At 60.9% G+C, this 25,629-nt stretch carries 22 protein-coding genes; 15 read left to right on the top strand and 7 right to left on the bottom strand.

The window, feature by feature from the left end; translation table 11 throughout:
- Window positions 1-37: 37 nt before the first annotated feature.
- The 13 genes from I8E17_RS22695 to I8E17_RS22755 all read left to right on the top strand — a co-directional run bounded on the left by I8E17_RS22695 (window position 38) and on the right by I8E17_RS22755 (window position 13,607).
- Window positions 38-997 carry an ABC transporter permease gene (locus tag I8E17_RS22695; RefSeq protein ID WP_069615682.1) on the top strand — a complete coding sequence of 320 codons (960 nt, stop codon included), beginning with the start codon at window positions 38-40 and terminating at the stop codon, window positions 995-997.
- Between the two features lie 3 nt (window positions 998-1,000).
- Window positions 1,001-1,876: an ABC transporter permease gene (locus tag I8E17_RS22700; protein ID WP_069615456.1), complete on the top strand. Its 876-nt coding sequence runs from the start codon at window positions 1,001-1,003 to the stop codon at window positions 1,874-1,876.
- 20 nt (window positions 1,877-1,896) lie between these two features.
- Window positions 1,897-2,811 (top strand): dihydrodipicolinate synthase family protein, encoded by a 915-nt coding sequence (locus I8E17_RS22705; RefSeq protein WP_069615457.1) that lies wholly within the window; start codon window positions 1,897-1,899, stop codon window positions 2,809-2,811.
- A 5-nt stretch (window positions 2,812-2,816) separates the two neighbouring features.
- Window positions 2,817-3,833 (top strand): ABC transporter ATP-binding protein, encoded by a 1,017-nt coding sequence (locus I8E17_RS22710; RefSeq protein ID WP_112724458.1) that lies wholly within the window; start codon window positions 2,817-2,819, stop codon window positions 3,831-3,833.
- Window positions 3,834-4,787 carry an ABC transporter ATP-binding protein gene (locus tag I8E17_RS22715; RefSeq protein ID WP_069615459.1) on the top strand — a complete coding sequence of 318 codons (954 nt, stop codon included), beginning with the start codon at window positions 3,834-3,836 and terminating at the stop codon, window positions 4,785-4,787. It begins immediately after the preceding gene.
- Between the two features lie 226 nt (window positions 4,788-5,013).
- On the top strand, window positions 5,014-5,898 hold the full coding sequence (locus I8E17_RS22720; RefSeq protein WP_069615460.1) for an AraC family transcriptional regulator: 885 nt from the start codon (window positions 5,014-5,016) through the stop codon (window positions 5,896-5,898).
- A 202-nt stretch (window positions 5,899-6,100) separates the two neighbouring features.
- A complete protein-coding gene (locus I8E17_RS22725; protein ID WP_069615461.1) occupies window positions 6,101-7,186 on the top strand; it encodes a sugar ABC transporter substrate-binding protein in 1,086 nt (361 codons plus the stop codon).
- A gap of 85 nt (window positions 7,187-7,271) precedes the next feature.
- Window positions 7,272-8,093, top strand: coding sequence for an ATP-binding cassette domain-containing protein (locus I8E17_RS22730; protein WP_069615462.1), 822 nt, complete (start codon window positions 7,272-7,274; stop codon window positions 8,091-8,093).
- Window positions 8,090-9,340: an ABC transporter permease gene (locus I8E17_RS22735; RefSeq protein ID WP_069615463.1), complete on the top strand. Its 1,251-nt coding sequence runs from the start codon at window positions 8,090-8,092 to the stop codon at window positions 9,338-9,340. Before I8E17_RS22730 ends, I8E17_RS22735 begins: the two co-directional genes overlap by 4 nt.
- Before the next feature lie 25 nt (window positions 9,341-9,365).
- The gene (locus I8E17_RS22740) at window positions 9,366-10,094 is read left to right on the top strand and encodes an SDR family oxidoreductase (RefSeq protein ID WP_069615683.1); all 729 of its coding nucleotides are present in this window, start codon (window positions 9,366-9,368) and stop codon (window positions 10,092-10,094) included.
- The gene (locus I8E17_RS22745) at window positions 10,094-11,725 is read left to right on the top strand and encodes an FGGY-family carbohydrate kinase (protein WP_113367292.1); all 1,632 of its coding nucleotides are present in this window, start codon (window positions 10,094-10,096) and stop codon (window positions 11,723-11,725) included. Before I8E17_RS22740 ends, I8E17_RS22745 begins: the two co-directional genes overlap by 1 nt.
- A gap of 133 nt (window positions 11,726-11,858) precedes the next feature.
- On the top strand, window positions 11,859-12,260 hold the full coding sequence (locus I8E17_RS22750; RefSeq protein ID WP_069615684.1) for a cupin domain-containing protein: 402 nt from the start codon (window positions 11,859-11,861) through the stop codon (window positions 12,258-12,260).
- A 426-nt stretch (window positions 12,261-12,686) separates the two neighbouring features.
- Window positions 12,687-13,607: an alpha/beta hydrolase gene (locus tag I8E17_RS22755; protein WP_069615465.1), complete on the top strand. Its 921-nt coding sequence runs from the start codon at window positions 12,687-12,689 to the stop codon at window positions 13,605-13,607.
- Between the two features lies 1 nt (window position 13,608).
- Here I8E17_RS22755 and I8E17_RS22760 read toward each other — a convergent pair whose 3' ends face one another.
- On the bottom strand, window positions 13,609-15,612 hold the full coding sequence (locus I8E17_RS22760; protein WP_069615466.1) for a CocE/NonD family hydrolase: 2,004 nt from the start codon (window positions 15,610-15,612) through the stop codon (window positions 13,609-13,611).
- 21 nt (window positions 15,613-15,633) lie between these two features.
- Entirely contained in the window at window positions 15,634-17,211 is a 1,578-nt protein-coding gene (locus I8E17_RS22765) for an ABC transporter substrate-binding protein (RefSeq protein WP_069615467.1), read from the bottom strand.
- A 122-nt stretch (window positions 17,212-17,333) separates the two neighbouring features.
- Here I8E17_RS22765 and I8E17_RS22770 point away from each other — a divergent pair, with 122 nt between their 5' ends.
- Window positions 17,334-18,119, top strand: a complete 786-nt coding sequence (locus tag I8E17_RS22770) for a helix-turn-helix transcriptional regulator (RefSeq protein ID WP_069615468.1) — start codon at window positions 17,334-17,336, stop codon at window positions 18,117-18,119.
- A 269-nt stretch (window positions 18,120-18,388) separates the two neighbouring features.
- Window positions 18,389-19,414 carry a thioesterase domain-containing protein gene (locus I8E17_RS22775; protein WP_229002139.1) on the top strand — a complete coding sequence of 342 codons (1,026 nt, stop codon included), beginning with the start codon at window positions 18,389-18,391 and terminating at the stop codon, window positions 19,412-19,414.
- A 59-nt stretch (window positions 19,415-19,473) separates the two neighbouring features.
- On the opposite strand, the gene I8E17_RS22780 is transcribed toward I8E17_RS22775, so the two are convergent.
- The 5 genes from I8E17_RS22780 to I8E17_RS22800 all read right to left on the bottom strand — a co-directional run bounded on the left by I8E17_RS22780 (window position 19,474) and on the right by I8E17_RS22800 (window position 25,626).
- The gene (locus I8E17_RS22780; protein ID WP_069615470.1) at window positions 19,474-21,105 is read right to left on the bottom strand and encodes an ABC transporter ATP-binding protein; all 1,632 of its coding nucleotides are present in this window, start codon (window positions 21,103-21,105) and stop codon (window positions 19,474-19,476) included.
- On the bottom strand, window positions 21,098-21,925 hold the full coding sequence (locus I8E17_RS22785) for an ABC transporter permease (RefSeq protein ID WP_069615471.1): 828 nt from the start codon (window positions 21,923-21,925) through the stop codon (window positions 21,098-21,100). Before I8E17_RS22785 ends, I8E17_RS22780 begins: the two co-directional genes overlap by 8 nt.
- Window positions 21,922-22,929, bottom strand: coding sequence for an ABC transporter permease (locus I8E17_RS22790; protein WP_069615472.1), 1,008 nt, complete (start codon window positions 22,927-22,929; stop codon window positions 21,922-21,924). Before I8E17_RS22790 ends, I8E17_RS22785 begins: the two co-directional genes overlap by 4 nt.
- Window positions 22,930-23,126: 197 nt before the next feature.
- A complete protein-coding gene (locus tag I8E17_RS22795; RefSeq protein WP_069615473.1) occupies window positions 23,127-24,716 on the bottom strand; it encodes an ABC transporter substrate-binding protein in 1,590 nt (529 codons plus the stop codon).
- 127 nt (window positions 24,717-24,843) lie between these two features.
- Window positions 24,844-25,626: a carnitinyl-CoA dehydratase gene (locus I8E17_RS22800; RefSeq protein WP_069615474.1), complete on the bottom strand. Its 783-nt coding sequence runs from the start codon at window positions 25,624-25,626 to the stop codon at window positions 24,844-24,846.
- Between the last annotated feature and the right edge of the window lie 3 nt (window positions 25,627-25,629).

Consider the following 25,629-nt stretch of genomic DNA (forward strand, 5'->3'; position numbering starts at 1 on the left):
TCTGTGGCTGGCGCCTTCCTCGAAACGCAGGTTCGATATGCTTCACTATGGTCTCAGGCGTCTTGTAATCGGCATCGGCATGCTCGTTGCCTTGAGCATGCTGGTCTTTGTGTTGCTGCGGTTGACGCCTGGCGATCCGATCGATGCCTATATCGACCCGAGCACGCCTTTATCTCCCGCTGCGATGGCCGATTTGCGTGAGCGCCTCGGGCTGGATCGGCCGCTGCCGCTGCAATATGTCGGCTGGCTGCTGCAGGCGCTGCAAGGCAATCTCGGCTATTCGGTCAAGCGGCTGGATCAGCCTGTCTTGACGCTGGTTCTGTCTCGCATCGGTCCGACGGTGCTGCTGATGGGCTCGGCCCTGATCATGGCGATCGTCGCCGGCATTGCCGCAGGCGTCATCGGTGCCGTCAAGCGCAATTCGGTCACGGATATCTCGCTCTCCGTGCTGGCGCTTGCCGGCATATCGAGCCCTGCCTTTCTGAGCGCGCTTCTTGGTCTTTATATCTTTGCCGTGCGTCTCGGCTGGCTGCCCTCGGGCGGCATGCTGACGCCCGGCGAGGACTTTTCCATCGGCGACCTGTTTTGGCATCTTATCCTGCCGGCTTCGCTTCTGGCGATCGCGCAAGCCGCGCTCATCATGCGCTATATGCGCGCTTCGCTGCTGGAGGTCCTCAATCAGGATTATGTGCGCACCGCGCGGGCCAAGGGCGTGTTCGAATTCTGGGTGATCGTCAAGCATGCCCTGCGCAATGCGCTCCTGCCTGTCGTAACCGTCATCGGCTCGACCATAGGTCTTGCCATCGGCGGTGCGATCTTCGTCGAAAGTGTCTTCAACTGGCCGGGCATGGGGCTGCTTCTCGTCGATGCGGTCACGTCGCGCGACTATCCCGTCATCATGGGGGCGACGCTCGTCATCGGCGCCTGCGTCATCATCGTCAACCTGCTGACCGATCTCGCCTACGCGGTGATCGATCCCCGTATCAAGGTGGGTTGAGCGATGCTGGCGCGAACCGAACGACCAAGCCATGGTCCGCTTGCCCGGGCATTCGATCGCTTCCGCCTGAATGGTGCGGCCCTTTTCGGCGTTTGCATTGCCGTGCCGCTGCTGCTGCTGATCGTCACCTATCCGCTTTGGTGGCGGTTCCAGCCCAACGACATCGATCTCCTGGCCATGAACGCGCCGCCCAATGCGACGCACTGGTTCGGAACGGACGGCGTCGGGCGCGATGTCTTTGCCAGAGTGCTCGAAGGCGGCCGTATATCGCTGATGGTCGCGGCAGGTTCCACAATCATTTCGGCGATTATCGGTTTTCTGTTCGGCTTCGTGTCTGCCTTTGCCGGCCGCTGGGCGGATGCGCTCAGCATGCGCTTCGTCGATCTGGTCATGACCTTGCCGCCGGTGATCTTCCTGCTGGTGCTGGCCTCCATCACCGGCACGGGTATCTTGCCGACGATAGCAGTCATATCGCTTCTGTCCTGGCCGCTGCTGGCCCGCATGGTGCGTTCCAGGCTGCTGGAACTGCGCGAACGCGATTTCGTCACCGCTGCGCGCGGCATGGGGGCAGGGCTGCCGCATCTGCTATTGCGCCACGGCATGCCGAACTGCATCGATATTCTGGTGGTCTACGCCACGACGCAGGTCGCCAATGCGATCCTCTTGGAAGCCGGGCTTTCCTTTCTCGGGCTCGGCATTGCACCGCCCGCGGCGAGCTGGGGCAATATGCTGAATGCGGCCCGCTCCACTGCCGTTCTCGAACAATATCCGTGGCAATGGCTGTTTCCCGGCGCAGCTCTGGTGCTTGCCGTCCTTGCCATCAATTTCATCGGCGACGGGCTGAGGGATGCCTTCGATCCGCGCGCCGAGCTTCATTGAACCCAGGAAAGAAAGAGACAATGAGTAAATTCAAGGGCGTGGTGCCTCCCGTTGTAACGCCGCTGAACGACGATTTCACGGTGGATTACGCATCCTATACGAGGGTGCTGGAGCATCTGATCGATGGCGGCTGCCACGGCGTCTTCGTGCTGGGCTCCACCAGCGAAGTCGTCTTCCACGACGAAAAGACACGGCGGGAGATTATCGAGCATTCCGCCAAGGTCGTGAACGGGCGGGTGCCGCTGCTGGTCGGTGTCATCGACCCCACGACAGACCGCGTGATCGCCCATTCGAAAATCGCCAAGGCGGCCGGCGCCGACGCCGTCGTCGTCACCGCTCCCTTTTACACGGTAACCAGCCAGTCGGAGATCTTGGACCATTTCCGCTATATTCGGGATGCCGTCGATGTACCGCTCGTCGCCTATGACATCCCGGTCTGCGTGCATGTGAAGCTGCAGCGCCAGACCGTGGTGACGCTCGCCAAGGAAGGGACCATCATCGGGCTAAAGGATTCCAGCGGCGACGACGGCAATTTCCGCTATGCGCTGCTCGATCTTGCCGATCACAAGGATATCTTCCTGATGACGGGCTCCGAAATCGTCGTCGACAATGCGCTTCTCATGGGCGCGCATGGCGTGGTGCCCGGCATCGCCAATGTCGATCCGCATGGCTATGTGCGGCTATGGGATGCCGCGCAGCGCGGCGACTGGGCTGCGGCGCGGCGCGAGCAGGAAAGGCTTTGCCGTCTGTTCGAGATCGTCGGGGTCGCGCAGGGGCGCGTCAGCGGCGGTGCGGCTGGCATCGGCGCCTTCAAGGCAGCGATGAAAAGCCTCGGCATCATCGATACCGCTATCATGCCCCGCCCGCGCGCGGCACTGAATGCGGAGGAAACGGCCAGGATCGATGCGATCTTGAAGAATACGGGGCTGCGGTAGGTATGATAGCGCCGGCTGCCCAGCCCGTTCTCGATATCAGGGGGCTCAGGACCGTCTTCCGCACCCGCGGCGGCGAGTTGACTGCTGTCAGAGATATCGACCTGACCATCGACGCGGGCGAGACGCTGGCGCTGGTCGGCGAGTCCGGTTCGGGCAAGTCGGTGACGAGCCTTTCCGTGATGCGGCTTCTGACGCGCAATGTCGGGAAGATCGCAGCTGGCAGCATCCGGTTGCGGGATAGGCAAGGCATCGTCAGCGATCTCGCCACGCTGGATGATTGGCGGATGCGTGAGATCCGCGGTGGCGCTATCGGCATGGTATTCCAGGAGCCGATGTCGAGCCTCAATCCGGTGCTGACAATCGGCGATCAGATTGCCGAGCCGATCCGCATTCATCGGCGGGCAGATCGTGCCGCCGCGATGCGTGAGGCGATCGCGCTGCTGGAAAGCGTCGGAATTCCCGATGCGCAACGCCGCGTCAGGCAATATCCGCATGAACTATCCGGCGGCATGCGGCAGCGCGCGACCATTGCCATGGCGCTTGCCTGCGATCCTGTGCTGCTGATCGCAGACGAGCCGACGACGGCGCTCGACGTCACGATACAGGCGCAGATCCTCGATCTCCTCCAGCGGCTGCAGCGTGAGCGCGGCATGGCGATCCTCTTCGTCACGCATAACCTCGGTGTGGTGGCAGAGATCGCCGATCGGGTCGCCGTCATGTATGCTGGCCGGATCGTCGAGGAAGGGCCGACGGAAGCGGTGTTCCGCAATCCGAGGCATCCCTATACGCGCGGCCTTTTGGCCTCCATGCCGCGGCTCGGCGAGGCAACACGGATGCGGCAGGCAGGCGAGCCGCTATACGCTATTCCCGGTGTCGTGCCGAGCCTGACGCGAATGCCATCCGGCTGCGCTTTCGCGCCGCGTTGCGCCAACGCGATCCAGGCTTGCGGCGCGGCGGTGCCGCCTCTCGATGCCGTCGACGCAAGCCATGCGAGCCGCTGCATCCGCTGGCGGGAGATTTAGATGACCGAAGCGCTTGTCTCCGTTCGTGATCTTGCCAAGGATTATGTGTCCCGCGGTGCAAGGCTTTCCATCCTTCGTGATATCTCCTTCGACATCGGGAGAGGCGAAGTGGTAGGTCTCGTCGGAGAATCCGGCAGCGGCAAGACGACGATCGGCAGGTCCATCCTGCGATTGATCGAGCCATCGGCGGGCAGCGTCCGCTTCGACGGTACGGAAGTGACCCGGCTCGGCGTTGGCGATCTGAGGCGCATGCGGCCGCGCATGCAGTATATTTTTCAGGATCCCTTCGCGAGTCTATCGCCGCGCATGACCATCGGCGAGATCCTGACCGAGGGGCTGAAGATCCAGCGCATCGGCAGCCGTATCGATCGGCTGGATCGCGCGCGGGCGGCGCTTGAACAGGTGGATTTGCCGGCGGACGCGATCAATCGCTATGCCCATGAATTCTCAGGCGGGCAGCGCCAGCGGATCGGTATTGCGCGCGCACTTGCGCTCGGGCCGGAATTTCTGATCGCCGACGAACCCGTCTCGGCACTGGATGTCTCCATTCAGGCGCAGGTCATCAATCTGCTGCGCGGCCTCCAGCAGCGCCTCGCGCTTACCATGCTGTTCATCTCCCATGATCTTGCCGTTGTCGAATATCTCTGCGATCGCGTCATTGTGCTTTATCTCGGGCGGATCATGGAGATTGCTGCAAGCGCTGATCTGTATGCCCGGCCACGCCACCCCTATACCCGCGCGCTGCTCTCGGCCATTCCCTCACCGGACCCGGACAGTAGGCGCGACCGGCAAATCCTGAAGGGGGATATTCCGAGCCCGGCAAATCCGCCGAGTGGCTGCGTCTTCCGCACGCGCTGTCCCTTCGCGCTCGAGGCCTGCGCGACGACGGTTCCGCAATTGCGGGAGATTGCGCCGGGGCAGTTGAAGGCCTGTATTCGCGACGATCTCGATTGATCCGGCTTTCGGGCTGATGCGGGTCTCGCGAGGCGGCTGGCAATGCCGCACTGCACATTTGACCAAACGGGCCACCCTTGATGTCAAAAAAGTATCGGTTGGGCGTACAAGGCGTAGTAGCGGCAGGCGCTTATGAGAGGTAGATTTACCACATAGAAGACGCGATGGCCTCTGGGAGGAGGCGCCGTACCCGTGGCAACGCGGACGGACGAAAGGAGGTTTGCCGATGAATCCCGATTTGGAAGTGGTCGCGATCGGCAGCGGAGAATCCTTCAAAGCGTGGGAGCACGGCTATCCCTACCGCACGGTTCGCTGGCATTTCCATCCCGAATATGAAATCCACCATGTCGTCGCGACAACGGGTCAATATTTCATCGGCGACTTCATAGGCGAGTTCGAGCCGGGCAATCTGGTGCTGACAGGGCCGAACCTGCCGCACAATTGGGTGAGTGACGTGCCCACCGGCGTTACCTTGCCGTTGCGCTGCCGCGTGCTGCAATTTTCCGAATCCTTCTTTGCCGATGCGAGCAAGGTCTTCCCCGAGTTGTCGGTTTGCGCCGGCATTCTGGAAACAAGCCGCCGCGGTGCGCTCTTCACGCCTGAAACGGCGGCCATCGTCGGTCCGATCCTCGGCGAGCTGGTCGAGGCGTCGGGCATCCGCCGCATCGAGCTCTTCATGAATATTCTCGACGCCATGAGCCGCGCTGAAGGCACGCGCACGCTTGCCAGCGCGGGTTATCAACCGGATCCCTCCGGCTTCATGTCGGCGGGCGTCAATCAGGCGCTGGCTTACATCAATGCGCACCTCACCGAGCCGTTCAGCGAGTGTGATCTGGCCGAATTGACCGGCCAGAGCCCGAGCGCCTTTTCGCGCAGCTTTCGCCGCCACACCGGCATGGCGCTGGTTCAGTACGTCAATCGTCTGCGTATCAACTTCGCCTGCCATCTGCTCATGAGCAAGGCCGAGATGACGATCACCGACATCTGCTTTGCGGCAGGCTTCAACAATATCTCGAACTTCAATCGGCGTTTTCTGGATCAGAAGGGCATGGCACCCTCCCGGTTCAGGTCGCTATTGGCACAGCATGCACGCGCGGTGGAGGCCGCCTAACACACGGGAGGACAGGGAGGAGAGACAAAATTCAGGGCGAGCGAACGGAAAGGCGTCTTTGCCGTCCGAAGGAGAAAGTTTGTCCGAAATTACCGCTGCGTCGGTCTGAGATCGCCTTAGGCGACGCATCAACAAGAGCATCGCGTGCCGACAGCCGCGATGATCGAGGGAAATCATTACCATTTGGAACGGAGAAATTCCAATGAACCATTTCGCACTGAAAATTGCCGGCATAGCCGTGCTTGCGGCCGGTCTTCTGGCCGGCACTTCCGCCTTCGCGCAGTCGGCCAAAGTGACGGACGCGACCGTCGCCTTCCTGATGCCCGACCAGAGCTCGACGCGCTATGAGGAGCACGATTTCCCTGGTTTCCAGGCCGAGATGAAGAAGCTCTGCGCCGGTTGCAAGGTCATTTACCAGAACGCCAATGGCGATGCCTCGCGTCAGCAGCAGCAGTTCAATTCGGCGATCTCGCAGGGTGCGAAGGCTATCGTACTCGACCCGGTGGACTCGACCGCCGCCGCCTCATTGGTGAAGCTCGCGCAGAGCCAGGGCGTGCGTGTCATTGCCTATGACCGCCCGATCCCGTCGGCGGCTGCCGACTATTATGTCTCCTTCAACAATGAAGAGATCGGCAAAATGATCGCCAAGTCGCTGGTCGATCATCTGAAGGCGAAGGGCGTGAAGGCTGGCGATGGCGGCCTTCTTGAGATTAATGGCTCGCCGACGGATGCTGCCGCCGGCCTCATCAAGAAGGGCATTCATGCCGGTCTCGCCGACGGCGGCTATCCGGTGCTGGCCGAATTTGACACGCCGGAATGGGCGCCGCCGAAGGCGCAGCAATGGGCAAGCGGCCAAATCACCCGCTTCGGCAAGAAGATCCTCGGTGTCGTCGCGGCCAATGACGGCACCGGTGGCGCAGCCGTCGCTGCCTTCAAGGCCGCCGGCTACGATCCGGTGCCGCCGGTCACGGGCAATGATGCGACCATCGCTGGCCTGCAGCTCATCATTTCGGGCGATCAGTATAATACAATCTCCAAGCCGAGCGAGATCGTGGCGGCTGCTGCCGCCAATGTTGCGATCGAGCTGCTCTCCGGCGAGACGCCGAAGGCCGACACGAAGCTCTTCGACACGCCGACCAAGCTCTTCACGCCCGCGTTGGTCACGCAAGAAAATCTAAAGGCCGAGATCATCGACAAGACGGTCAACGGCAAGCCGATCCAGACACCGGCACAGCTCTGCAACGACCGCTACGCCGATGGCTGCAAGAAACTCGGTATCGGCAGCTAAGCGCTGCTCCTCCCAGTCTCCGGCCGCTTCGGCGGCCGGAGGCAAACGCATCCGATAGCATTTCAACCCGAGAAGGTGGCGAGTCATGAGTGACGCTTCCGATCATAGAGCCCCGTCCGGCGAGCTTGTGCTCAGCCTCAAAGGGATCTCCAAACACTTCGGCGCCGTCTCGGCACTGGCGGATATCAACCTCGATGTGCATGCCGGTGAAGTGGTGGCGCTTGTCGGCGACAATGGCGCGGGCAAATCGACGCTCGTCAAGGTTCTGGCCGGCGTCCATCAGCCGAGTTCAGGCACCATCACATTTCGGGGCAAGCAGGTGACGCTCAGCGATCCCGCAACGGCACTTGATCTCGGTATCGCCACGGTCTTTCAGGATCTGGCGCTTTGCGAAAATCTCGATGTCGTTGCGAACATCTTTCTCGGCCGGGAGCTGAGCCCGATGAAGCTCGACGAAACCGCCATGGAGGTTCGCGCCTGGACGCTGCTGAATGAGCTCGCGGCACGCATCCCGAGCGTGCGCATCCCGATCGCTTCGCTTTCCGGCGGTCAGCGGCAGACGGTGGCGATCGCCCGTTCGCTGCTGCTTGAGCCGAAACTCATCATGCTCGACGAGCCCACCGCAGCACTCGGCGTCGCACAAACCGCCGAAGTGCTGAACCTCATCGAGCGTGTCCGCGAAAAGGGGCTCGGCGTCATCATGATCAGTCACAATATGGAGGATGTGCGCGCCGTTGCCGACCGAATCGTCGTGCTACGCCTCGGGCGCAACAACGGCATCTTCTATCCAGATGCCTCGAACCAGGAACTCGTCAGCGCCATTACCGGAGCCACGGAAAACGCCGTGTCGCGCCGGGCAGGGCGACGTCAGGCCCAGCAGGAATTGAGAGAGGGGGGCCAGCCATGAGCCAGGACAGCAAGCAATCGACCATGCTGCTAGACCGCAGCGACGTCCGCGTCAACCATGATACCGGGCTTGCAGCCACCATCCGCTCCTCGATCGACAAGGTGCGTTCCGGCGATCTCGGCTCGCTGCCCGTCGTCGTCGGCCTCGTCATCATCTGGACGGTGTTCGGCACGCTCAACCCGACCTTCCTATCCAGCAACAACCTCGCCAACCTGCTGTTCGACGCCTCGACCGTCGGCATCATCTCGCTCGGCATCGTCTGCGTGCTGATGGTCGGCGAGATTGACCTTTCCGTCGGCTCGATCAGCGGCTTTGCCTCGGCCATGGTTGGCATGCTCTGGGTCAATGAAGGCTGGCCGGTGGCCTTGGCGATCCTGGCGGCGCTTATTGTCGGTGGCGTGATTGGCGTGATCTATGCTGTGCTGTTCAACCGGCTGGGCATGCCGAGCTTCGTTGCCACATTGGCAGGTCTTCTCGCCGTGCTCGGCATGCAGCTCTATCTGCTTGGCGCCACCGGCTCGATCAATCTGCCCTATGGCTCGGCGATCGTGAATTTCGGCCAGCTCCTCGTCATTCCCCGACCGCTTGCGTATCTCTTCGCGCTTATTCCGGGTGTGGTTCTGCTGGCGACCGGCTTGGGCACTGTGCGGCGACGCAGGCAGGCGAACCTCTCCGCGCCCTCCGTCGGCGGCCTGCTGGCGAAGGCGGCTGTGATCACCGTGGCCCTGGAATTCGTGGCCTTCTACCTCAATCAGGATCGCGGCATTCCCTGGATGTTCGCCCTGTTCGTGGTGCTTGTTATCGTCATGGATTACGCCCTGACGCGCACGCAATGGGGCCGGTCGATGTCCGCCGTCGGCGGCAATCGCGAGGCAGCGCGCCGGGCCGGCATCAATGTCCGGCGCATCTATACCAGCGCCTTCGTTCTCTGCGCCATGTTCGCGGCCCTTGGTGGTGTGCTGGCGGCGGCACGTCTCGCCTCAGCCAGCCAGCAGGCAGGCACCGGCGACGTCAATCTGAATGCGATCGCGGCGGCTGTCATCGGCGGCACCAGCCTCTTCGGCGGTCGCGGCAGCGCCTATTCGGCCCTGCTCGGCATCATCGTCATCCAGTCGATCGCCAGTGGCCTCACCATGCTCGATCTGTCGTCGGCGCTTCGCTACATGATCACAGGCGCAGTTCTTGCCATTGCCGTCATCGTCGACTCGCTCGCCCGTCGTTCCCGTGCCTCGCATGGGCGCGGCTGATTTCTTCAAGAAGGTAAGGATTGTTATGAGACAGGATTTTGCCGGCAAGGTCGCCGCCATCACCGGGGCTGCCTCTGGAATTGGCCTGGAATGCGCCAAATCGCTATTGAAAGAGGGCGCCAGCGTCGCCCTCGTCGACCGGGCCGAAGACAGCCTGAAAAGCCTTTGCGCCGAATTGGGGCCGAACGCCTTTCCCGTCGTCGTCGACCTTCTGAACCCCGAGAGCGTGGCGACGATGATGCCGCAGATTCTTGGCAAGTTCGGCAAGCTTGATATCTTCCATGCCAATGCTGGCGCTTATATCGGCGGCGAGGTGGCGGAAGGCGACCCCGATTCCTGGGACCGGATGCTGGATCTGAATATCAACGCGGCCTTCCGCTCGGTTCGAATGGTGTTGCCGCATATGATCGAACGCAAGACCGGCGATATCATCATGACGAGCTCGATCGCCGGTCTGGTGCCGGTGGTCTGGGAGCCGATCTACACGGCCTCCAAGCATGCCGTTCAGGCCTTTACGCATACGGTTCGGCGTCAGGTCGCCAAGCACGGCATCCGTGTCGGCGCCGTGGCGCCGGGGCCGGTGGTGACGGCGCTGATCAGCGACTGGCCGCAGGCAAAGCTTGACGAGGCGATTGCCGCGGGCGGCCTCATGGAGGCAACGGAAGTGGCGGAAGCGGTGCTCTTCATGCTATCGAGACCGCGGAACATCGTAATCCGGGATCTGGTGATCCTGCCTTTGAGTACGGATCTCTGATGACAGCACCCTATTTCATCGGCATCGATGTCGGCACCGGCAGTGCCCGGGCCGGGATTTTCGACGCGCATGGTCATCTGCTCAGTGCCGCCAAGCGGCCGATCACCATCTGGCACAAGGCCGGCAGCATCGTCGAGCAGTCGAGCGAGCAGATATGGAGAGCAGTCTGCGACAGCGTCAAAGAGGCTGTCGCAACGGCGGAGATCGCAGCCGGTGATGTCGCCGGTATCGGCTTCGATGCGACATGCTCGCTGGTCGCCGTCAAGGCGGATGGCCAGCCGGTGGCTGTAGGGCCATCCGGCGATGCCAGTCGCAACATCATCGTCTGGATGGATCATCGGGCGGCCGGCGAGGCGGCGGAGATCAATTCCGGCAATCATGCCGTGCTGCGCTATGTCGGCGGCCGCATCTCGCCCGAGATGGAGACGCCGAAGCTCCTGTGGCTGAAGCGAAACCTGCCGCAATCCTTCGCGGCTACGGATCATTTCTTTGATCTCGCCGACTATCTGACCTGGCGCGCGACCGGCTCGCTGCAGAGATCCGTGTGCACGGTGACATGCAAATGGACCTATCTCGCTCACGAGAAGCGCTGGGATTCGCAATATTTCAAGGATATCGGTCTTGGTGAGCTGGCCGACGAAGGCTTTGTGCGGATCGGCACCGAGATCGTCGAGCCGGGTACGGCACTTGGTGGCGGCTTGAACGACGTTGCCGCCGGCGATCTTGGCCTCGCCGTTGGTACGCCGGTCGGCGCATCGCTGATCGATGCCCATGCGGGTGGCGTTGGCACGCTCGGCGGGCAGGGACCGGACGGCAAAGCCGATGTCAGGCACAGGCTCGCCTATATCTTCGGCACCTCTGCCTGCTCGATGGCGTCGAGTGATGACGCTGTCTTCGTCGATGGCGTTTGGGGACCCTATTATTCAGCCATGGTGCCTGGCCTCTGGTTGACCGAAGGCGGTCAATCCGCGGCAGGGGCGGCGATCGATCATCTCGTTACCATGCATCCGGCAAGTGGTGAGGCGCGTGCCAGGGCCGAAGCGGAAGACTTGTCGCTCGTCGCCTGGCTTGACCGGCAGGCCATGAAGGCGGTCAAGGATGCGTCCGACGCGGTGAAGCTCGCGCTGTCCATCCAAGTCGTGCCCGAATTCCTCGGCAATCGCTCACCCTATGCCGATCCAGACGCCCGCGCCGTCATCTCCGGCCTCGGGCTGGAAACCGGTATCGATAATCTTGTCGCGCTCTACGTCGCCGGCCTTTGCGGCATCGGCTATGGCCTCAAGCAGTTGCTCGAAAGGCTGGCGCAGGACGGGATTGCCTGCGATCTCATCATCGCCAGCGGCGGAGCTGCCCAAAGCGGCCTTGTGCGCCAGCTTCTGGCGGATACGACCGGCAGACCTGTCGCTGTCGCCGATACGGAGGAGCCCGTTCTTCTTGGTGCGGCCATGCTCGGCGCCACAGCCGGCGGCCATTGCGGCTCGCTTGTGGGAGCCATGGCTGCCATGTCGCGGCTGGCGAATAGGTTCGAGCCGGCTGATGGTACCATCAGGGCGTTGCATGAACGGCGTTACGAAGCTTTCGAGCTGCTGCAATCGGCAGATCGCAGCATCCGTAGCTTGATGGCGTCGTAGGTCTGGCGGAACGACATTTATCGCTCCAATTCATAAGTCTATACGACGATGGCCCTCTACCGCTTTGTCAATTGCAGGCTAGATTGTCCTCATGCAGCGGAGCCGTCACGGCTCATCGCGGGAAAGGATGGTCATCATGGATATCACGAGGAACGGTGCGCAGCCCTCCGGCAAAGGCCCTTCGGACTGGTTCACCGGTACAGTCCGGATCGACCCGGTCTTTGTGGCTAATGATGCGCGGCGCGCCGCAGCGAGCAGCGTCACGTTTGAACCTGGTGCGAGGACGGCATGGCATACCCACCCGCGCGGCCAGACCTTGATCGTCACCGCCGGCCTGGGTCTCGTTCAGCGCGAAGGCGGCCCGGTCGAGGAGATCCGCCCAGGCGACGTCGTCTGGTTCGAACCGAATGAGAAGCACTGGCACGGTGCTTCGCCGACGACAGCCATGACCCATATCGCCATTCAGGAACACCTTGACGGCAAGGTGGTGGACTGGCTGGAGCATGTGACGGACGAGCAATATCACGCAAGGTGAAGGTCCAACCCGCGGTCGGGCCAGCACCGAGCGGATCCTCCCTCGCAGGCAATCAACTCTTGCCATAAGTCAGCCTCACGAGGTCAATATAGATGGAACCCTGCCGCTTCCACGGCACGTCCTAACGATCGAATGCCCCGCGACGTAACTGGCCTCGCGATGGCAGCAATACGGATGGAGAAACATCATGCTTCGGCTTGTGATTGGCGCGGCACTCGCGCTTGCAGCGTTGACTTGGTCCAACGCGCAATGCATGCAGATGCCGACGGGCTTTTCCTTGCCATCAAGCAGCGTATTTGCAGCTGATTGACCCTCGCAGCTTTCGGTAAAGATGTCGCCATCGCGGCGGTGCTGGCCGTAGGCAGAGAAGTGTTCGGTTGCATCGCCGCGTAGTGTCGATGCAGTGGCACGAATCGAGGATATCCGATGACCTCTGTTGAGCGTCCCATGCCGAGCGAAGCCGGCATCCTGCAGTTCATGGAGATCTGTGATTCCTTCTACCCGCCGGATGCGGTAACGGCCTCCATCGCACAGCAGCGCCAATGGTATGACGCGCTTTGCGCTCGTTTCGATCACCCCTTGCCGGAGGGCATGCTGACTGCGGATGATCTCGTATCCGGAACGATTCCCGTCAGGCGTTACAGGCCCGCCAACATCCGTACGACAACGATACTCCTCTATCTCCATGGCGGCGGTTTCGTCGTCGGTTCGCTCGATAGCCATCATGCGATCTGCGCCGAGGTCGCCGATCATGCCGGCGCCGAGCTGGTCTCGGTCGATTACCGGCTGGCGCCGGAATATCGCTGGCCGGCACAGACGGATGATTGTTTCAGCGTTCTCAAGCAACTGCTCGCCGAGAAGAAGTCAGTCGTGCTGATCGGCGACAGTGCCGGCGGCAATCTCGCAGCCGGGCTGGCGGTGCGCGCGCAAGCCGAAGGGCTTTCGGGCATCGTCGGTCAGATCCTGATCTATCCCGCACTCGGCGGCGATCTCGTCTCCGGCTCCTATGAGGAAATGGCCAATGCCCCGGGCCTGACGACGGCCGATGTTGCCTATTACCGCACAGTTCTGCAGGCGCCGGAAGGCAATCCGGTGGCAGGGCCGCTTGCTTTGGCGTCCGTGGCCGGCCTTCCGCCCGCGTTCATCACCGTCGCTCATTATGATCCGCTGCGCGACGATGGACGCAATTATGCGGCGCGTCTCGCGCAGGCAGGGATCGAGGTCTGGTTCCGTGAGGAGCCGCAGATGGTGCATGCCTGGCTGCGGGCACGGCATATGAGCGAAGGCGCTCGGGCCGGCTTTGCCGCCATCTGCGCGGCGGCAAGCCGGTTTGCCGGATCGCGCTGAACTACATCAGGTCGCGGGCGATACGTTTTTCCTCGAAGGTCTTCCGGAAGATTTCGGTCTCGCCCTCATAGGCAACGACCGAGGCGGTGATTACCCAGTCCTTTGCCGTGCAGGATATGGACGACGTTGCCACGGTGCGGACGAACCAGCCGGGGCGGCTCATGTCGCAGGTCCATGTCGAGATGCCTGTCATCGATAGCGGATCGTCCGGCGTGATCGACCAGACTTCTTCGCGCAGCTGCCGTGTGGAAAGTCCGGTACCGGGATGTTCGGAAAGGCCGGTGTCCTCATGAATTTCATAGCGGGTGACGCCGGCCGAGAGATCACGCACCACCTGCCGCTTCGTCGAGCCTGGTGCATGTTCGATATATTTCGGCAGCGGATCGGGATTGTCGGGCTGCTTGATGTCAATAATCTCATGCGCACCGAGTTTGGGCAAAGCAAGGCCGATGGAGGCGATATCGATCGTCAGGCCCAGATCTTCCGGTGACGGCAGCACCATCGGCCAATAGGCTGTCGACAGCGACAGGCGGATGCGGTGCCCCTTGCGGAAACGATAGCCGCAGGCATCGAGCGTCACTGTCACTCTGACCTGCTGACCCTTGATCAGCGGCTCCGGCGCGGCATTGCCGTTACGATGGGCGAGATTGAGCACGCCGAAAGAGACGCGGGTCGCGGTGCCGTCCGGGTGGATGTCGACGAGCCTTGCGCAGAGATTGGCGGTTTCGGCATCGCATCTGAGCGTCAAGGTGACGATGGGGCGGCCGAGATAGTCGTGATCCTCGACCAGCGGCGCCGTTTGAAAGGTCAGCGACCCGGCATCATCGACGCGCTGATCGATTGCCATTTCCGCATCCGGCTTCAGAGTAAACCATTCGCCCGACGCCGTGCCCGTATCGAGCGGTGAGCGCAGATAGACGGGATGTTCCGGCGCATGCGGGATCGGCATGCCTTCCATCAGCGTGCCGAATTGTTCGACATAGAAGCACTGCATCTCCGGCTGCTTCCATTCTTGCTTCGCGATCCAGAAACCGGGGTCGAAGTCGCGGCGTTTGGCGGGTTTTATGGCGTCAAGAATATAGGCGCGCACCGATGGCATGGTCTCGGCGCCGTTGCGTTCGCCGCGCAGCCAGTGGTTCCACCAGGCGATGGCCTCTCCGTGGAAATCGACCCGCGGCTTCGGCCAGGCGAAATGCGGATATTTGTGGACCCATGGACCGATCAGCGCCTTCGCCTTATCCCCGAGGCCTTCGATCGCCAGCAGTGGCGTATTGCGATAACCGTCAGCCCAGCCGGCGATGACGATGGCGGGGATATCGAAGCCTGCAAAATCTTCGCAGATGGAGCCATGCCGCCAGAAGTCGTCGCGGCGCTGATGCTGGAGCCATTCTTCCATGAAGAAGGGTTCCTGTTCCAGGCGCTCCAGCCACATATCGCGCCAGTCGTCGCCAACTATGGCCGGGTCGGGCGAGCGCGATTGATAGCCGAGCATGGTCGCCGCCCAGGAGAGCTGGGCGGAGAGATGGCAGCCGTTCTTGTAGTGGATATCGTCATTATAGCGATCGACGGTGGAGGCGATCGAAATCACCGCTTTCAGCGCCGGGGGCTTCAGGGCTGCGACCTGCAGGCAGTTGAATCCGCCCCAGGAAATGCCCATCATGCCGACCGAGCCGTTCGACCATGGCTGCGCCGCGATCCAGGCGATCAGCTCGCAGGCATTGGCAAGCTCGAGCTCTGTATATTCGCCATCGATGACGCCGCTGGATTCGCCGGAGCCTCTTATATCGACACGCACGCCGGCAATCCCGGCTGCGGCAAAGATCGGGTAGGTAGATTCATCACGCGGGCTTGTTCCGTCGCGCTTGCGGTAGGGCAGGAACTCGAAAACGGCAGGCACGGGATCGCTCTCCGCCCCTTCCGGCATCCATATGCGCGCGGCAAGCCGCGTTCCGTCCTGCAGGGTGATCCACTGATTTTCGATGGTCGTGAAGCTGCGGTCTGACATGGTCATATATCCCGAAGAGGCTTAGGCATTAAACCATACGCGGCTGCCGATGTAGCCATTCGACATATCGTTGCCGATATCGTCGACGTATCCCTTCAGCGTCTTCGAAGATGCCATGATGTAGTCGTTGAAGACGGGCAAAATCAGGCCACCATCGTCGCGCACCATCACTGCCAGCTGTCGGTAAAGCACCTTGCGTTTGGCTTCATCGAGCTCGGATCGCGCCTGCAGCACCAACTTGTCGAAGTCGGGGCGCTTGAAGCGCGTATCGTTCCACTCGGCGGTTGACAGATAGGAGGTGGAGTAGCGCGAATCCTGCGTCGGACGACCGCCCCAGAAGGAGGCGCAGAAGGGCTGCTTATTCCAGACATTGGTCCAGTAGCCGTCTTCCGGTTCGCGCTTGACGTCGATCGTGATGCCGGCCTTGCGTGCGCTTTGTTGGAACAGGATCGCCGCATCCACGGCGCCCGGAAAGGCTGCGTCTGACGTCAGCAGCTGAACGGGGCGATCGAGGCCTGATTTCTTGAAGTGGAAGGCGGCCTTGTCTGGATCATAAGGGCGCTGTTCGATATCGGTCGGGGCAAGCGCGTAGTTGGAATTGACTGGATAGTCGTTGCCGATCGTCCCGTAGCCGCCCAGAACCTTGTCGAGGATCGACTGGCGGTCGATGGCATATTTCAGCGCAAGCCGCAGATCGGCGTTGTCGAAGGGCGCCGTGTCGCAATGCATCAGGAAGCAGTAGAAGCCCTTGCCGGCATTGCGGACGATCTCGACGGCCGGTGCCCGCTGCAGCATCGGCACGGTCTTCGGGTCGACATTGTTGACGAAATGAACCTGACCGGAGGCGAGCGCTGCAATGCGGGCGGTGTTGTCGTTGATGACGAGGATTTCGACGCTATCGACGAAGCCCCGGTCGGAGCGCCAATCCCCAGGGTTCTTCTCGAAGGTGGCGCGAACGCCCGGCTCGAAGCTTTTCAGAATGTAAGGGCCTGTACCGATAGCCGCTGCCGGCTTTTCGACGCCACCCTTAGGCTGGATGATCAGGTGGTAATCGGTGAGAAGGAGAGGCAGATCCGCATTGCCTTCCGAAAGCGTGAGGACGAGATCGCCCGCCTTTTCTTCGATGCCTTTAATTGAGGCCATAAGCCCAAGAGCACCCGACTGCGAATTTTTGTCCGCATGCCGCTTCAATGTCGCAACGATGTCGGCAACCGTCATCTTGCTGCCGTCGTGAAACTGCACGTCATTCCTGATCTTGAACGTCCAGACGGATGCATCCGCTGATGGTGTCCAGGAAGTTGCCAGCGACGGCAAGGGCGCGCCGGTCTTAGGGTCGGATTCGACGAGTGTGTCGCCCCAAAGGCGGCCAACGACGAACAAGACGGAGGCGCTATAGGTCGCAGGATCGAGCGCATCACTGGTGGCGCCGCCCTTGAGGCCGAGTTTCAGATGACCACCGCGCTTCGCTGCCTGTGCGCGGGCATCGCGCGGCATCAGGAGGCCGGAGGTGAGGGCAGGCAAAGCGCCCAGCGCGACGGCACCGCCCAGGAAGTGGCGGCGGCCGATGCTCAAAGAAGATTGATCCTTTTCATGGGTCATGACAGTTCCCTCGTTTGCATTTTGTAGGTGGGAGCGTAGAGGTCAGGCTGCTTCACGCAATTTCGCGACTTGACGCATCTTTAAGCGAGTTTACGCTAGCAGTCTTGAATACGGAGCTGCCGATGCCTCATTTGGTCGAGAACCTAAAAATTGCCTGCGCAACCCAACGCTCCATTTCGCATCTGTGCCGTGCAATCGATATCAACCGGCAACAATTCAACCGATATATCAACGGCCAGACGAGGCCCTCTGCCCATAATCTGGCGCGCATCGCCGATTATTTCGATCTTGATGCAGCGGACTTTGGCCTCGCTCCGAAGCTATTTCGCGAACGTCTTCGCAAACCTGCCCTCGGCGTCAAGGAAGGTTCCGATCTCCTCAAAGCGTTTCCCGGAAACCTGATCGCGCTCAGGCGTCACATCGGCTATTTCCAGACCTATCATCGTTCGCCGTCCTGGCCCGGAATGGTTGTGTGTTCGTGCAGCCGTCTGATCGAGCAGGGTGGGTTGATGCACGTCAAGTCGATGGAACGTCTGCGCGATCCTGGAAACGGCATTCAGCAATTCTCGAAATACGTAGGTTTGGCGGCGTTTTATCGAAACCGTATCTTCGTCACGGAGCGTGTGGTAGGTTCGAATTCCATGTTGTCGCAGACGATACTCCTGCCCTTCGATGAGCACCAGCGCGTCTATCTGCGCGGAACGACAATGGGTGTCTCCTGGCGAAGGGAAAACCTCCCCTATGCCTCGCGGATGATCTGGCGCCATGTCGGCACCGAGCCGGACCTTCGTGAACTTCTGTCGCGCTGCGGACCGCTGCCGCTGTCATCGCGCCAGTTGCCGCCGACGGTACGCTCTTTCCTCGCCGATCCATCCGCAGAAGTCTATGCGGTACCGGCCGAGTATTGAAAACCACGATTGTCCGGTTCGCCTGCTCATGGCCGTCAGGTCGGGGATGATGCAGCTGGTCAATGGAGAGAGCCTTCAAATGCAATAAAAAGTTGTGCCTTACAGAATATATTAAGGGTCGCTTTATAAGATTGCAGCCTATCTTAATGTCGGTGGCGCATGCTTGAACATTCGGGGGCGGTTAGATGCTTTTCTCTGCGAGAACGGATGCAGATCCCAGTGCGTGTGCCTATGTCAGCGATCTGCTTCGCCAAGAAGCAAAGATTAATTTGGACGACGAAGCCGACATTCCCGATGCCGTTTCAGTCAACCGGGTCTTGAATTTCATCAAGCGCTTGTGGAGCGAAACCGGGGAGGAGCTGGATGTCAATGTCTTCTATCGCCATCGCACCCTCGATGCCCTCGGCCTTGCAATTTCCAATCACGAAGACCTCTCGGTCTCTCCGAAAATCATAGAGCTCCGTGGCGGGGAGGGCGCGGCGCCATTGCTGCTATTTGCCGGCGGAGCAAGCTGCTTCCTGGAAATGCAGCAATTGATCAAGGAAATCCGCTTTCCAGGGCCGATTCTTGGCGTTGCGTTGACGCCCTTCAATCGCGATCGTCGACATCCGGCAACGGTGGAAGACGAGGTCCAAAGCACGCTGAGAGCGCTGCAGGCAGCAGGGATCAGCGAGCCATATCGATTGGTCGGTTATTCGTTTGGCGGTGTTTTTGCCTTGGAGCTTGCCCGCGTCCTGAGAGCGCAGGGGCAGAAGATTGCATTCCTCGGCATGCTTGATACCCCGTTTGGCGAGCAGGAGTGGCCGCTGATGACCTGGGGCAGGTTCATGTGGCAACGCTGGAGGCGCGCCCGAACCAGAAAGAAGAACCTGCGGAAAACCGATTCTCAGCCACGCCGTCAAGTATCGGCTCAGGCCAGCAGGTCGGTTATCGGGCGACGAGAACTCCTCGCAAAAAAACTGAAGCCCCTTTCTTTCCGCTACGCCGATCCGCATTCGGCCTATTATCCGGAGCTGGCACCGCAATGGATGGGCGAATATCCGCCGCTCTATGATGCGGCTGCCAGACAACTCCTGCGTATGAAGGGTCTTTATAAACCGGGCCGTTATGACGGCGAGCTGACCTTCTACCGCAGCCTGCAAGGCTCACCGGTCGATTGTGATCCCAAGACCATATGGGGGCGCTTTCTCACGCATGCGAACTGGGTCGATGTTGCCGGCAACCACCAGAGTATGATTATCGGCCGCAACGCCGGTACGCTCGCTCGCGAACTCAGCGCGCGCCTTGCGCGCTGAGCTTTCCATTGGGATGAAATCGAGCCAGGCTGCGCTGTTGGACTAAAGATCCCGAACCTTCAATTTCCGGCGCTCTCCATCTTCCGCGTCGTCAGCACGCGCTCCAGCCAGCCGATCTCCATTTCCGGAACGGATTTCAGCAGCAAGTCTGTGTAGTCGTCGAAGGGCGGCGACAGCGCTTGCGATTTCGGGCCGAAGCGAACGAGCTTGCCGCGATGCATCACCGCAACGCTATCGGCGATGGCGCGCACGATGGCGATGTCATGGGTGATGAAGACGTAGGAGAGATGCGACTCTTCCTGCAGCTTCAGGAGCAGTTTCAGAATGCCTTCGGCAACCAGCGGATCGAGCGCCGAGGTCGGCTCGTCGCAGAGTATGAGTTCCGGTTTGGCCGCGAGCGCACGTGCGATGGCGACACGCTGTTTCTGGCCGCCCGACAGCTCGGCCGGATAGCGGTCGATGAAACCGTTGCTCATCTCGATCTGATCGAGCAGTTCTTTCACACGTGCGGTCTTGGCCGCGCCATGCAGGCCATCGTAGAAAGTCAGTGGACGGCCGATGATATCGCGCACGGTCTGACGCGGGTTCATTGCGGTATCCGCCATCTGGTAGATCAGCTGGATACGCCGCAGCTCCTGGCGCGAGCGGTCTTTCAAGGCAGGCGTCAGCGGCTTGCCGTCAAAGGAAATCCGCCCGTCGCTCGGCGGCAGCAGGCCGGTAATCACGCGCGCAAGCGTCGATTTTCCGGAACCGGACTCGCCGACCACTGCCAAAGTTTGGCCTTTGGGAACGTGTAGAGAAACATCGTGCAATACTTTGAAACCATTCGAATATTGCGCGCTGATATTTTCCACTTTCAAAAGCGCGCTCGTCTGATCGGCGGCTTCTGCACGTATCTCCTGGCGGACGTTGACAAGGGCGCGGGTATAGTCCTGCCGCGGCTCCTCGATGATCTGCTGGACGCTGCCATATTCCACCGTCTTGCCGTGCCTCAGCACCATGATGTCGTCGGAAATCTGGGCGACGACGGCGAGGTCATGGGTGATATAGAGGGCGGCGGTATGCGTCTCCTCAATGGCGTGCTTGATCGCTGCCAGCACATCGATCTGCGTGGTGACATCAAGCGCGGTTGTCGGTTCGTCGAAGACGATCAATTCCGGATTGGAGCAGAGCGCCATGGCGGTCATGGCGCGCTGCAGCTGGCCGCCGGAAACCTGATGCGGATAGCGGTCCCCGAAGGTTTCCGGATTGGGAAGGCCAAGCACGCGGAAGAGATAGAGCGCCCGCTTCCTTGCCTCCTCCTTCGTCATCAGGCCATGTTTCACCGTTGCTTCGATGACCTGATCGCCCAGCCGATGCGCCGGATTGAAGGCGGCCGCTGCCGATTGCGCGACGTAGCAGACCCGGGCGCCACGGATCCGTCGGATGCCGGATTTGCCGAGCGGCAGGATGTCGGTGCCGTCGAGCAACACCTGGCCGCCGGTGATTTCGGCGCCACCACGGCCATAGGCGAGGGCGGAAAGGCCGATGGTGGACTTCCCGGCGCCGGACTCGCCGATCAGGCCGAGCACCTTGCCTTTCTGCAAGTCGAAGGAAACGCCATCGACGATGGTGACGCGTTTTGGCGGCTCGCCCGGCGGGTAGCTGGTTGCCTCGATCTTGAGATTACGGACGGAAAGAAGCTCAGGCATCGCCACGCCCTCCCTTGAGGCTGGAGGTGCGCCTTAGGAGCCAGTCGACCACCAGATTGACACAGATTGCGAGTGCCGCAATAGCGGAGCCCGGCACGAGCGCGGCGGAGATGCCGAAGATGATGCCATCCTTATTGTCCTTGACCATGCCGCCCCAGTCGGCTGCCGGCGGCTGGATGCCCAAGCCGAGGAAGGAGAGGGTGGAGAGAAACAGGATCGAAAAGGCGAAGCGCAGACCGAATTCCGCCAATAGCGGCGATAGCGTATTCGGCAAGATCTCGCGAAAGATGATCCAGATCTTGCCTTCGCCGCGCAGCTTGGCGGCTTCGACGAATTCCATGACCGCGACGTCGAGCGCCACGGCGCGGCCGAGGCGGTAGACGCGGGTGGAATCGAGGATCGCCATGACGAGGATCAGCACAATCAGGTTCTGCGGCAGGACGGCGAGCACCACGAGCGCGAAGATCAGCGTCGGGATCGACATCATCAGGTCGTTGAAGCGCGAAAAGACCGTGTCGATCCATCCGCGCGAGACGGCGGCGGTGAAGCTGAGGATGATGCCGAGCGAGAAGGAAATGATCGTTGCCGCCAGTGCGACGAAGAGCGTCGTGCGGGTGCCGTAGATCAGACGCGACAGGATATCGCGGCCGAGATTGTCGAGACCGAAAAAATATTGCGCATCGGCCGGCTGCCAGACGTTGCCGACAACTTCCGTCTCGCCGAAAGGGGCGATCCAGGGCGCGAAGATCGCGCAGATAAAGGCGATCAGAATACCTGTGATGCCGACCCAGGCGGTGATGGGAATATCTCTCAATCTCATCGCGGATGCCTCAGACGCGGGTTGGCGATGATGGCGAGAATGTCGGCCGTCATGTTGAGGAAGATGTAGACGGCGGCGAAGATCAGGCCGCAGGCTTGGACGACAGGCATATCCCGCACCGTCACCGCATCGACCATATACTGGCCCATGCCCGGATAGACGAAGACAACCTCGACGACGACGACGCCGACGATAAGATAGGCGAGGTTCAGCGCGATCACATTGATGATCGGTGCCAGCGCATTGGGGGCGGCGTGCTTGACGATGGCGCGGAAGGCGGAGAGCCCCTTCAGTTCCGCCGTTTCCATATAGGCCGAAGACATGACGGAGAGAATGGCCGCCCGCGTCATGCGCATCATGTGAGCGAGTACGACAAGGACCAGAGTTGCGGTCGGAAGCGCGATTGCTTTCAGCCGGTCGATGAAGCCCATACCGTCGAAAACCGTGGCCGGAAAGGTCGCGATACCGAATTTGACGGAGAAGAACATGATGAGGAGATAGCCGATGAAGAATTCCGGCAGGGAGATCGCCGCCAGCGAAATGACATTGATGATCTTATCAGGCATGCGGTTGCGGAAATGGACGGCGAGCATGCCCAGGCACACGGCGAGAGGCACCGAAATCAACGCCGCAAAGCCGGCTAGAAACAGCGAATTGCCGAGCCGCTTGCCTATTTGCTCGCCAACTGAATTCTTGCTGGCCCAGGAGGTGCCGAAATCGCCTTTGACGGCATTGCCGAGCCATTCGACATAGCGGGTGACAACCGGCCGGTTGAGGCCAAGCTCTTCGCGGATATTCGCGACCGCCTGCGGCGTTGCCGACTGGCCGAGATAAGTGGTGGCGAAATCGCCGGGCAGGGCTTCGAGCCCGCCGAAGATCAGGACCGAGACGGCAAACAGCAAAATGATGCTGAGCACGCAACGCTCGATAATGAGGGATAGCAGCGGAAAACGCTGCTTGAACCTCAGCCCGGGCAGAACGGTGCCGGGAGGTGAATTGGACATGGCCGATGCCTCGCACTGAGAGCGGTTCCATGTTTTACAGGAATCGCTGTGCCGCTCTCTCTTGTTGTTTTACGCAATTTCGAATGGAAAACAGCTGCGCATTTTCCTGAAATTGCCTGAAACGTCGGGAGGACCGCGAAAAGCTTTCGCGGTCCCGGCTGCGTTGGGGATGAGGGCGTTCTCGCCCGCTTCAGGCATCAAGCGTCCAGCCAGACGCGGGTCGCGACATAGCCGTTCGACATGTCGTTGCCGATATCGTGGACATAGCCCTTCACCTGCTTGGTGGAGGCATTCACGAAGTCGTTGAACATCGGCAGGATGACGCCGCCTTCGTCGCGCACCATCATTGCCATGGCGCGATAGAGCTCCTTGCGCTTGGCTTCGTCCAGTTCGGAGCGGGCCTGAAGCAGGAGTTTGTCGAAGTCGGGGCGCTTGAACCGCGTGTCGTTCCAGTCCGCCGTCGAGAGATAGGCGGTGGAATACATCTGGTCCTGCGTCGGCCGCCCGCCCCAGTAGGAGGTGGAGAAGGGCTGGACGTTCCAGACGTTCGTCCAGTATCCGTCGCCCGGCTCGCGCTTGACCTCGATATTGATCCCCGCCTTCTTGCAGCTTTCCTGATAGAGAACTGCGGCATCGACGGCGCCGGGGAAGGCGACTTCCGACGTGCGCAGCAGCACGGAACCGCTATGGCCAGACTTCTTGTAATGGAAGGCGGCCTTATCGGGATCATATTTGCGCTGCTCGATGCCTTCGGGGAAGAGCGCATAGGTACCGTTGATCGGGAAATCGTTGCCGACCTTGCCGTAGCCGCCAAGAATCTTCTTGACCATGGTTTCGCGGTCCATGGCGTATTTCAGTGCCAGGCGCAGGTCGTTGTTGTCGAAGGGCGCCTTGTCGCAATGCATGATGAAGACGTAATGGCCGCGGCCGGCGGTGGCCAGTATCTCGACGTTCGGCGCGCGCTTCAGAAGATCCACCGTCTTCGGATCGACACGGTTGATGTAGTGAACCTGACCGGACGAAAGCGCCGCGATACGCGCTGTCGCATCGTTCATGCAGATGATCTCGACTGAATCGACGAATCCGCGGTCCGTGCGCCAGTCGTCCTTGTTGCGCTCGAAGGTGGCGCGCACACCCGGCTCGAAGCTGATCTGCTTGTAAGGGCCGGTACCGATCGAGGCGAGGGGATCGTCGTAACCGCCATTCGGCTGGATAACGAGGTGATAGTCGGTCAACAGCAACGGCAAGTCGGCGTTGCCTTCGGTCAAGGTCAAAACGAGGTTGTCGCCATCGGCCTTGATCTCCTTGATCGACTTCACGACGCCGAGCGCGCCCGACTCCGATTTCGCATCCGTATGGCGCTTGAGCGTGGCGACGACGTCATCGATCGTCAGGTCCTTGCCGTTGTGGAATTTGACGCCCTTGCGGATCTTGAAGGTCCAGGTGGCGGCATCCTTCGACGGCTCCCAGGATTCAGCGAGCGAGGGAACGGCGGCACCTGTCAGCGGGTGAGATTCCACCAGCATGTCGCCCCAGCAGCGGCCGATGCAGAACATGACCTGGGACAGGAATTTCGCCGGATCCTTGGAATCGGTTGCAGCGCCGCCTTCAAGGCCAAGTTTCAGATGGCCGCCGCGCTTCGGTTCGGCTGCCATTGCGCTTTCGGTAAAGAGTTTGTCGGCGAGCGTCAAAGTCACGCCCGCGGCCATCGCGCGTCCCATGAATTCACGGCGGCTAAGCCCGCCGGCGGTAACGCGGCTGGTCAGATATTTCGTATAATCGTTCATTCCCCTGTTCCTTCTTCTTGCCGTGTTGACAAAGCTCCCAAGCAAGCCACTTCAGGTCACGGTTCCTCTTCCGCCTGAAGCCTGTCGCCCGCGAGCATGCGGGAAATTCTGCGGTTGCTGCCGCCTCCTACCTTCCTTTCCAGATGGGGGCTCGCTTCTCTGCGAAAGCCCGTGCGCCTTCCAATTGATCTTCGCTCGAATAGAGGATGTCGACGGTTGAAAACTGCCGTTTGGTGATCTTGTTCATGGCAGTCTGAAACGTCGAACCCTCCGCCTCACGAACGATTTCCTTGATCGCTGCGTAGACGAGCGGCGGACCGCTTGCGAGCAGGCGGGCGAGCTCCCACGCCCTGTCCATCAGCTTGTCGGCCATGACAATCTCGTTGACGAAACCCCAGCGATGGGCTTCCTCGACATTGAGCCAGCGGCCGGTCAGCAGCATATCCATCGCGATATGATAGGGGATGCGCTTCGGAAGCTTAATCGACGCCGCATCGGCGACGGTGCCGGAGCGGATCTCGGGCAAAGCGAAGGTCGCGTGCGGCGCGGCGATGATGAGATCGGTTGACAGAGCGATCTCTAGCCCGCCGCCGCAACAAATGCCGTTGACGGCGCAGATGATCGGCTTGTTGAGATCACGCAATTCCTGCATGCCCCCGAAACCGCCGACGCCATAATCCCCGTCGACAGCATCGCCGGCGGCGGCCGCTTTCAAATCCCAGCCCGCGGAAAAGAATTTCTCACCGGCGCCGGTGACGATGGCGATGCGCAGATCCGGGTTGTCGCGGAAGTCGCGAAAGATCAGCCCCATCTTGCGGCTGGTCGCGAGATCGATGGAGTTCGCCTTGGGCCGGTCGATGATGACCTCGAGGATGCCGTCTTCGGAGCGGGTTCGAATGGGGTCTTGCAACTT

It is taken from the genome of Rhizobium sp. AB2/73, from assembly GCF_020871915.1.
GTDB classification, from domain to species: domain Bacteria; phylum Pseudomonadota; class Alphaproteobacteria; order Rhizobiales; family Rhizobiaceae; genus Rhizobium; species Rhizobium dioscoreae.

Bases quoted from the DNA above. Each gene is read 5' to 3' on its own strand.
- I8E17_RS22695 (WP_069615682.1), top strand. From the start codon at position 38: ATGCTTCACTATGGTCTCAGGCGTCTTGTAATCGGCATCGGCATGCTC.
- I8E17_RS22700 (WP_069615456.1), top strand. From the start codon at position 1,001: ATGCTGGCGCGAACCGAACGACCAAGCCATGGTCCGCTTGCCCGGGCA.
- I8E17_RS22705 (WP_069615457.1), top strand. From the start codon at position 1,897: ATGAGTAAATTCAAGGGCGTGGTGCCTCCCGTTGTAACGCCGCTGAAC.
- I8E17_RS22715 (WP_069615459.1), top strand. From the start codon at position 3,834: ATGACCGAAGCGCTTGTCTCCGTTCGTGATCTTGCCAAGGATTATGTG.
- I8E17_RS22720 (WP_069615460.1), top strand. From the start codon at position 5,014: ATGAATCCCGATTTGGAAGTGGTCGCGATCGGCAGCGGAGAATCCTTC.
- I8E17_RS22725 (WP_069615461.1), top strand. From the start codon at position 6,101: ATGAACCATTTCGCACTGAAAATTGCCGGCATAGCCGTGCTTGCGGCC.
- I8E17_RS22730 (WP_069615462.1), top strand. From the start codon at position 7,272: ATGAGTGACGCTTCCGATCATAGAGCCCCGTCCGGCGAGCTTGTGCTC.
- I8E17_RS22735 (WP_069615463.1), top strand. From the start codon at position 8,090: ATGAGCCAGGACAGCAAGCAATCGACCATGCTGCTAGACCGCAGCGAC.
- I8E17_RS22740 (WP_069615683.1), top strand. From the start codon at position 9,366: ATGAGACAGGATTTTGCCGGCAAGGTCGCCGCCATCACCGGGGCTGCC.
- I8E17_RS22745 (WP_113367292.1), top strand. From the start codon at position 10,094: ATGACAGCACCCTATTTCATCGGCATCGATGTCGGCACCGGCAGTGCC.
- I8E17_RS22755 (WP_069615465.1), top strand. From the start codon at position 12,687: ATGACCTCTGTTGAGCGTCCCATGCCGAGCGAAGCCGGCATCCTGCAG.
- I8E17_RS22760 (WP_069615466.1), bottom strand. From the start codon at position 15,612: ATGTCAGACCGCAGCTTCACGACCATCGAAAATCAGTGGATCACCCTG.
- I8E17_RS22765 (WP_069615467.1), bottom strand. From the start codon at position 17,211: ATGACCCATGAAAAGGATCAATCTTCTTTGAGCATCGGCCGCCGCCAC.
- I8E17_RS22770 (WP_069615468.1), top strand. From the start codon at position 17,334: ATGCCTCATTTGGTCGAGAACCTAAAAATTGCCTGCGCAACCCAACGC.
- I8E17_RS22780 (WP_069615470.1), bottom strand. From the start codon at position 21,105: ATGCCTGAGCTTCTTTCCGTCCGTAATCTCAAGATCGAGGCAACCAGC.
- I8E17_RS22785 (WP_069615471.1), bottom strand. From the start codon at position 21,925: ATGAGATTGAGAGATATTCCCATCACCGCCTGGGTCGGCATCACAGGT.
- I8E17_RS22790 (WP_069615472.1), bottom strand. From the start codon at position 22,929: ATGTCCAATTCACCTCCCGGCACCGTTCTGCCCGGGCTGAGGTTCAAG.
- I8E17_RS22795 (WP_069615473.1), bottom strand. From the start codon at position 24,716: ATGAACGATTATACGAAATATCTGACCAGCCGCGTTACCGCCGGCGGG.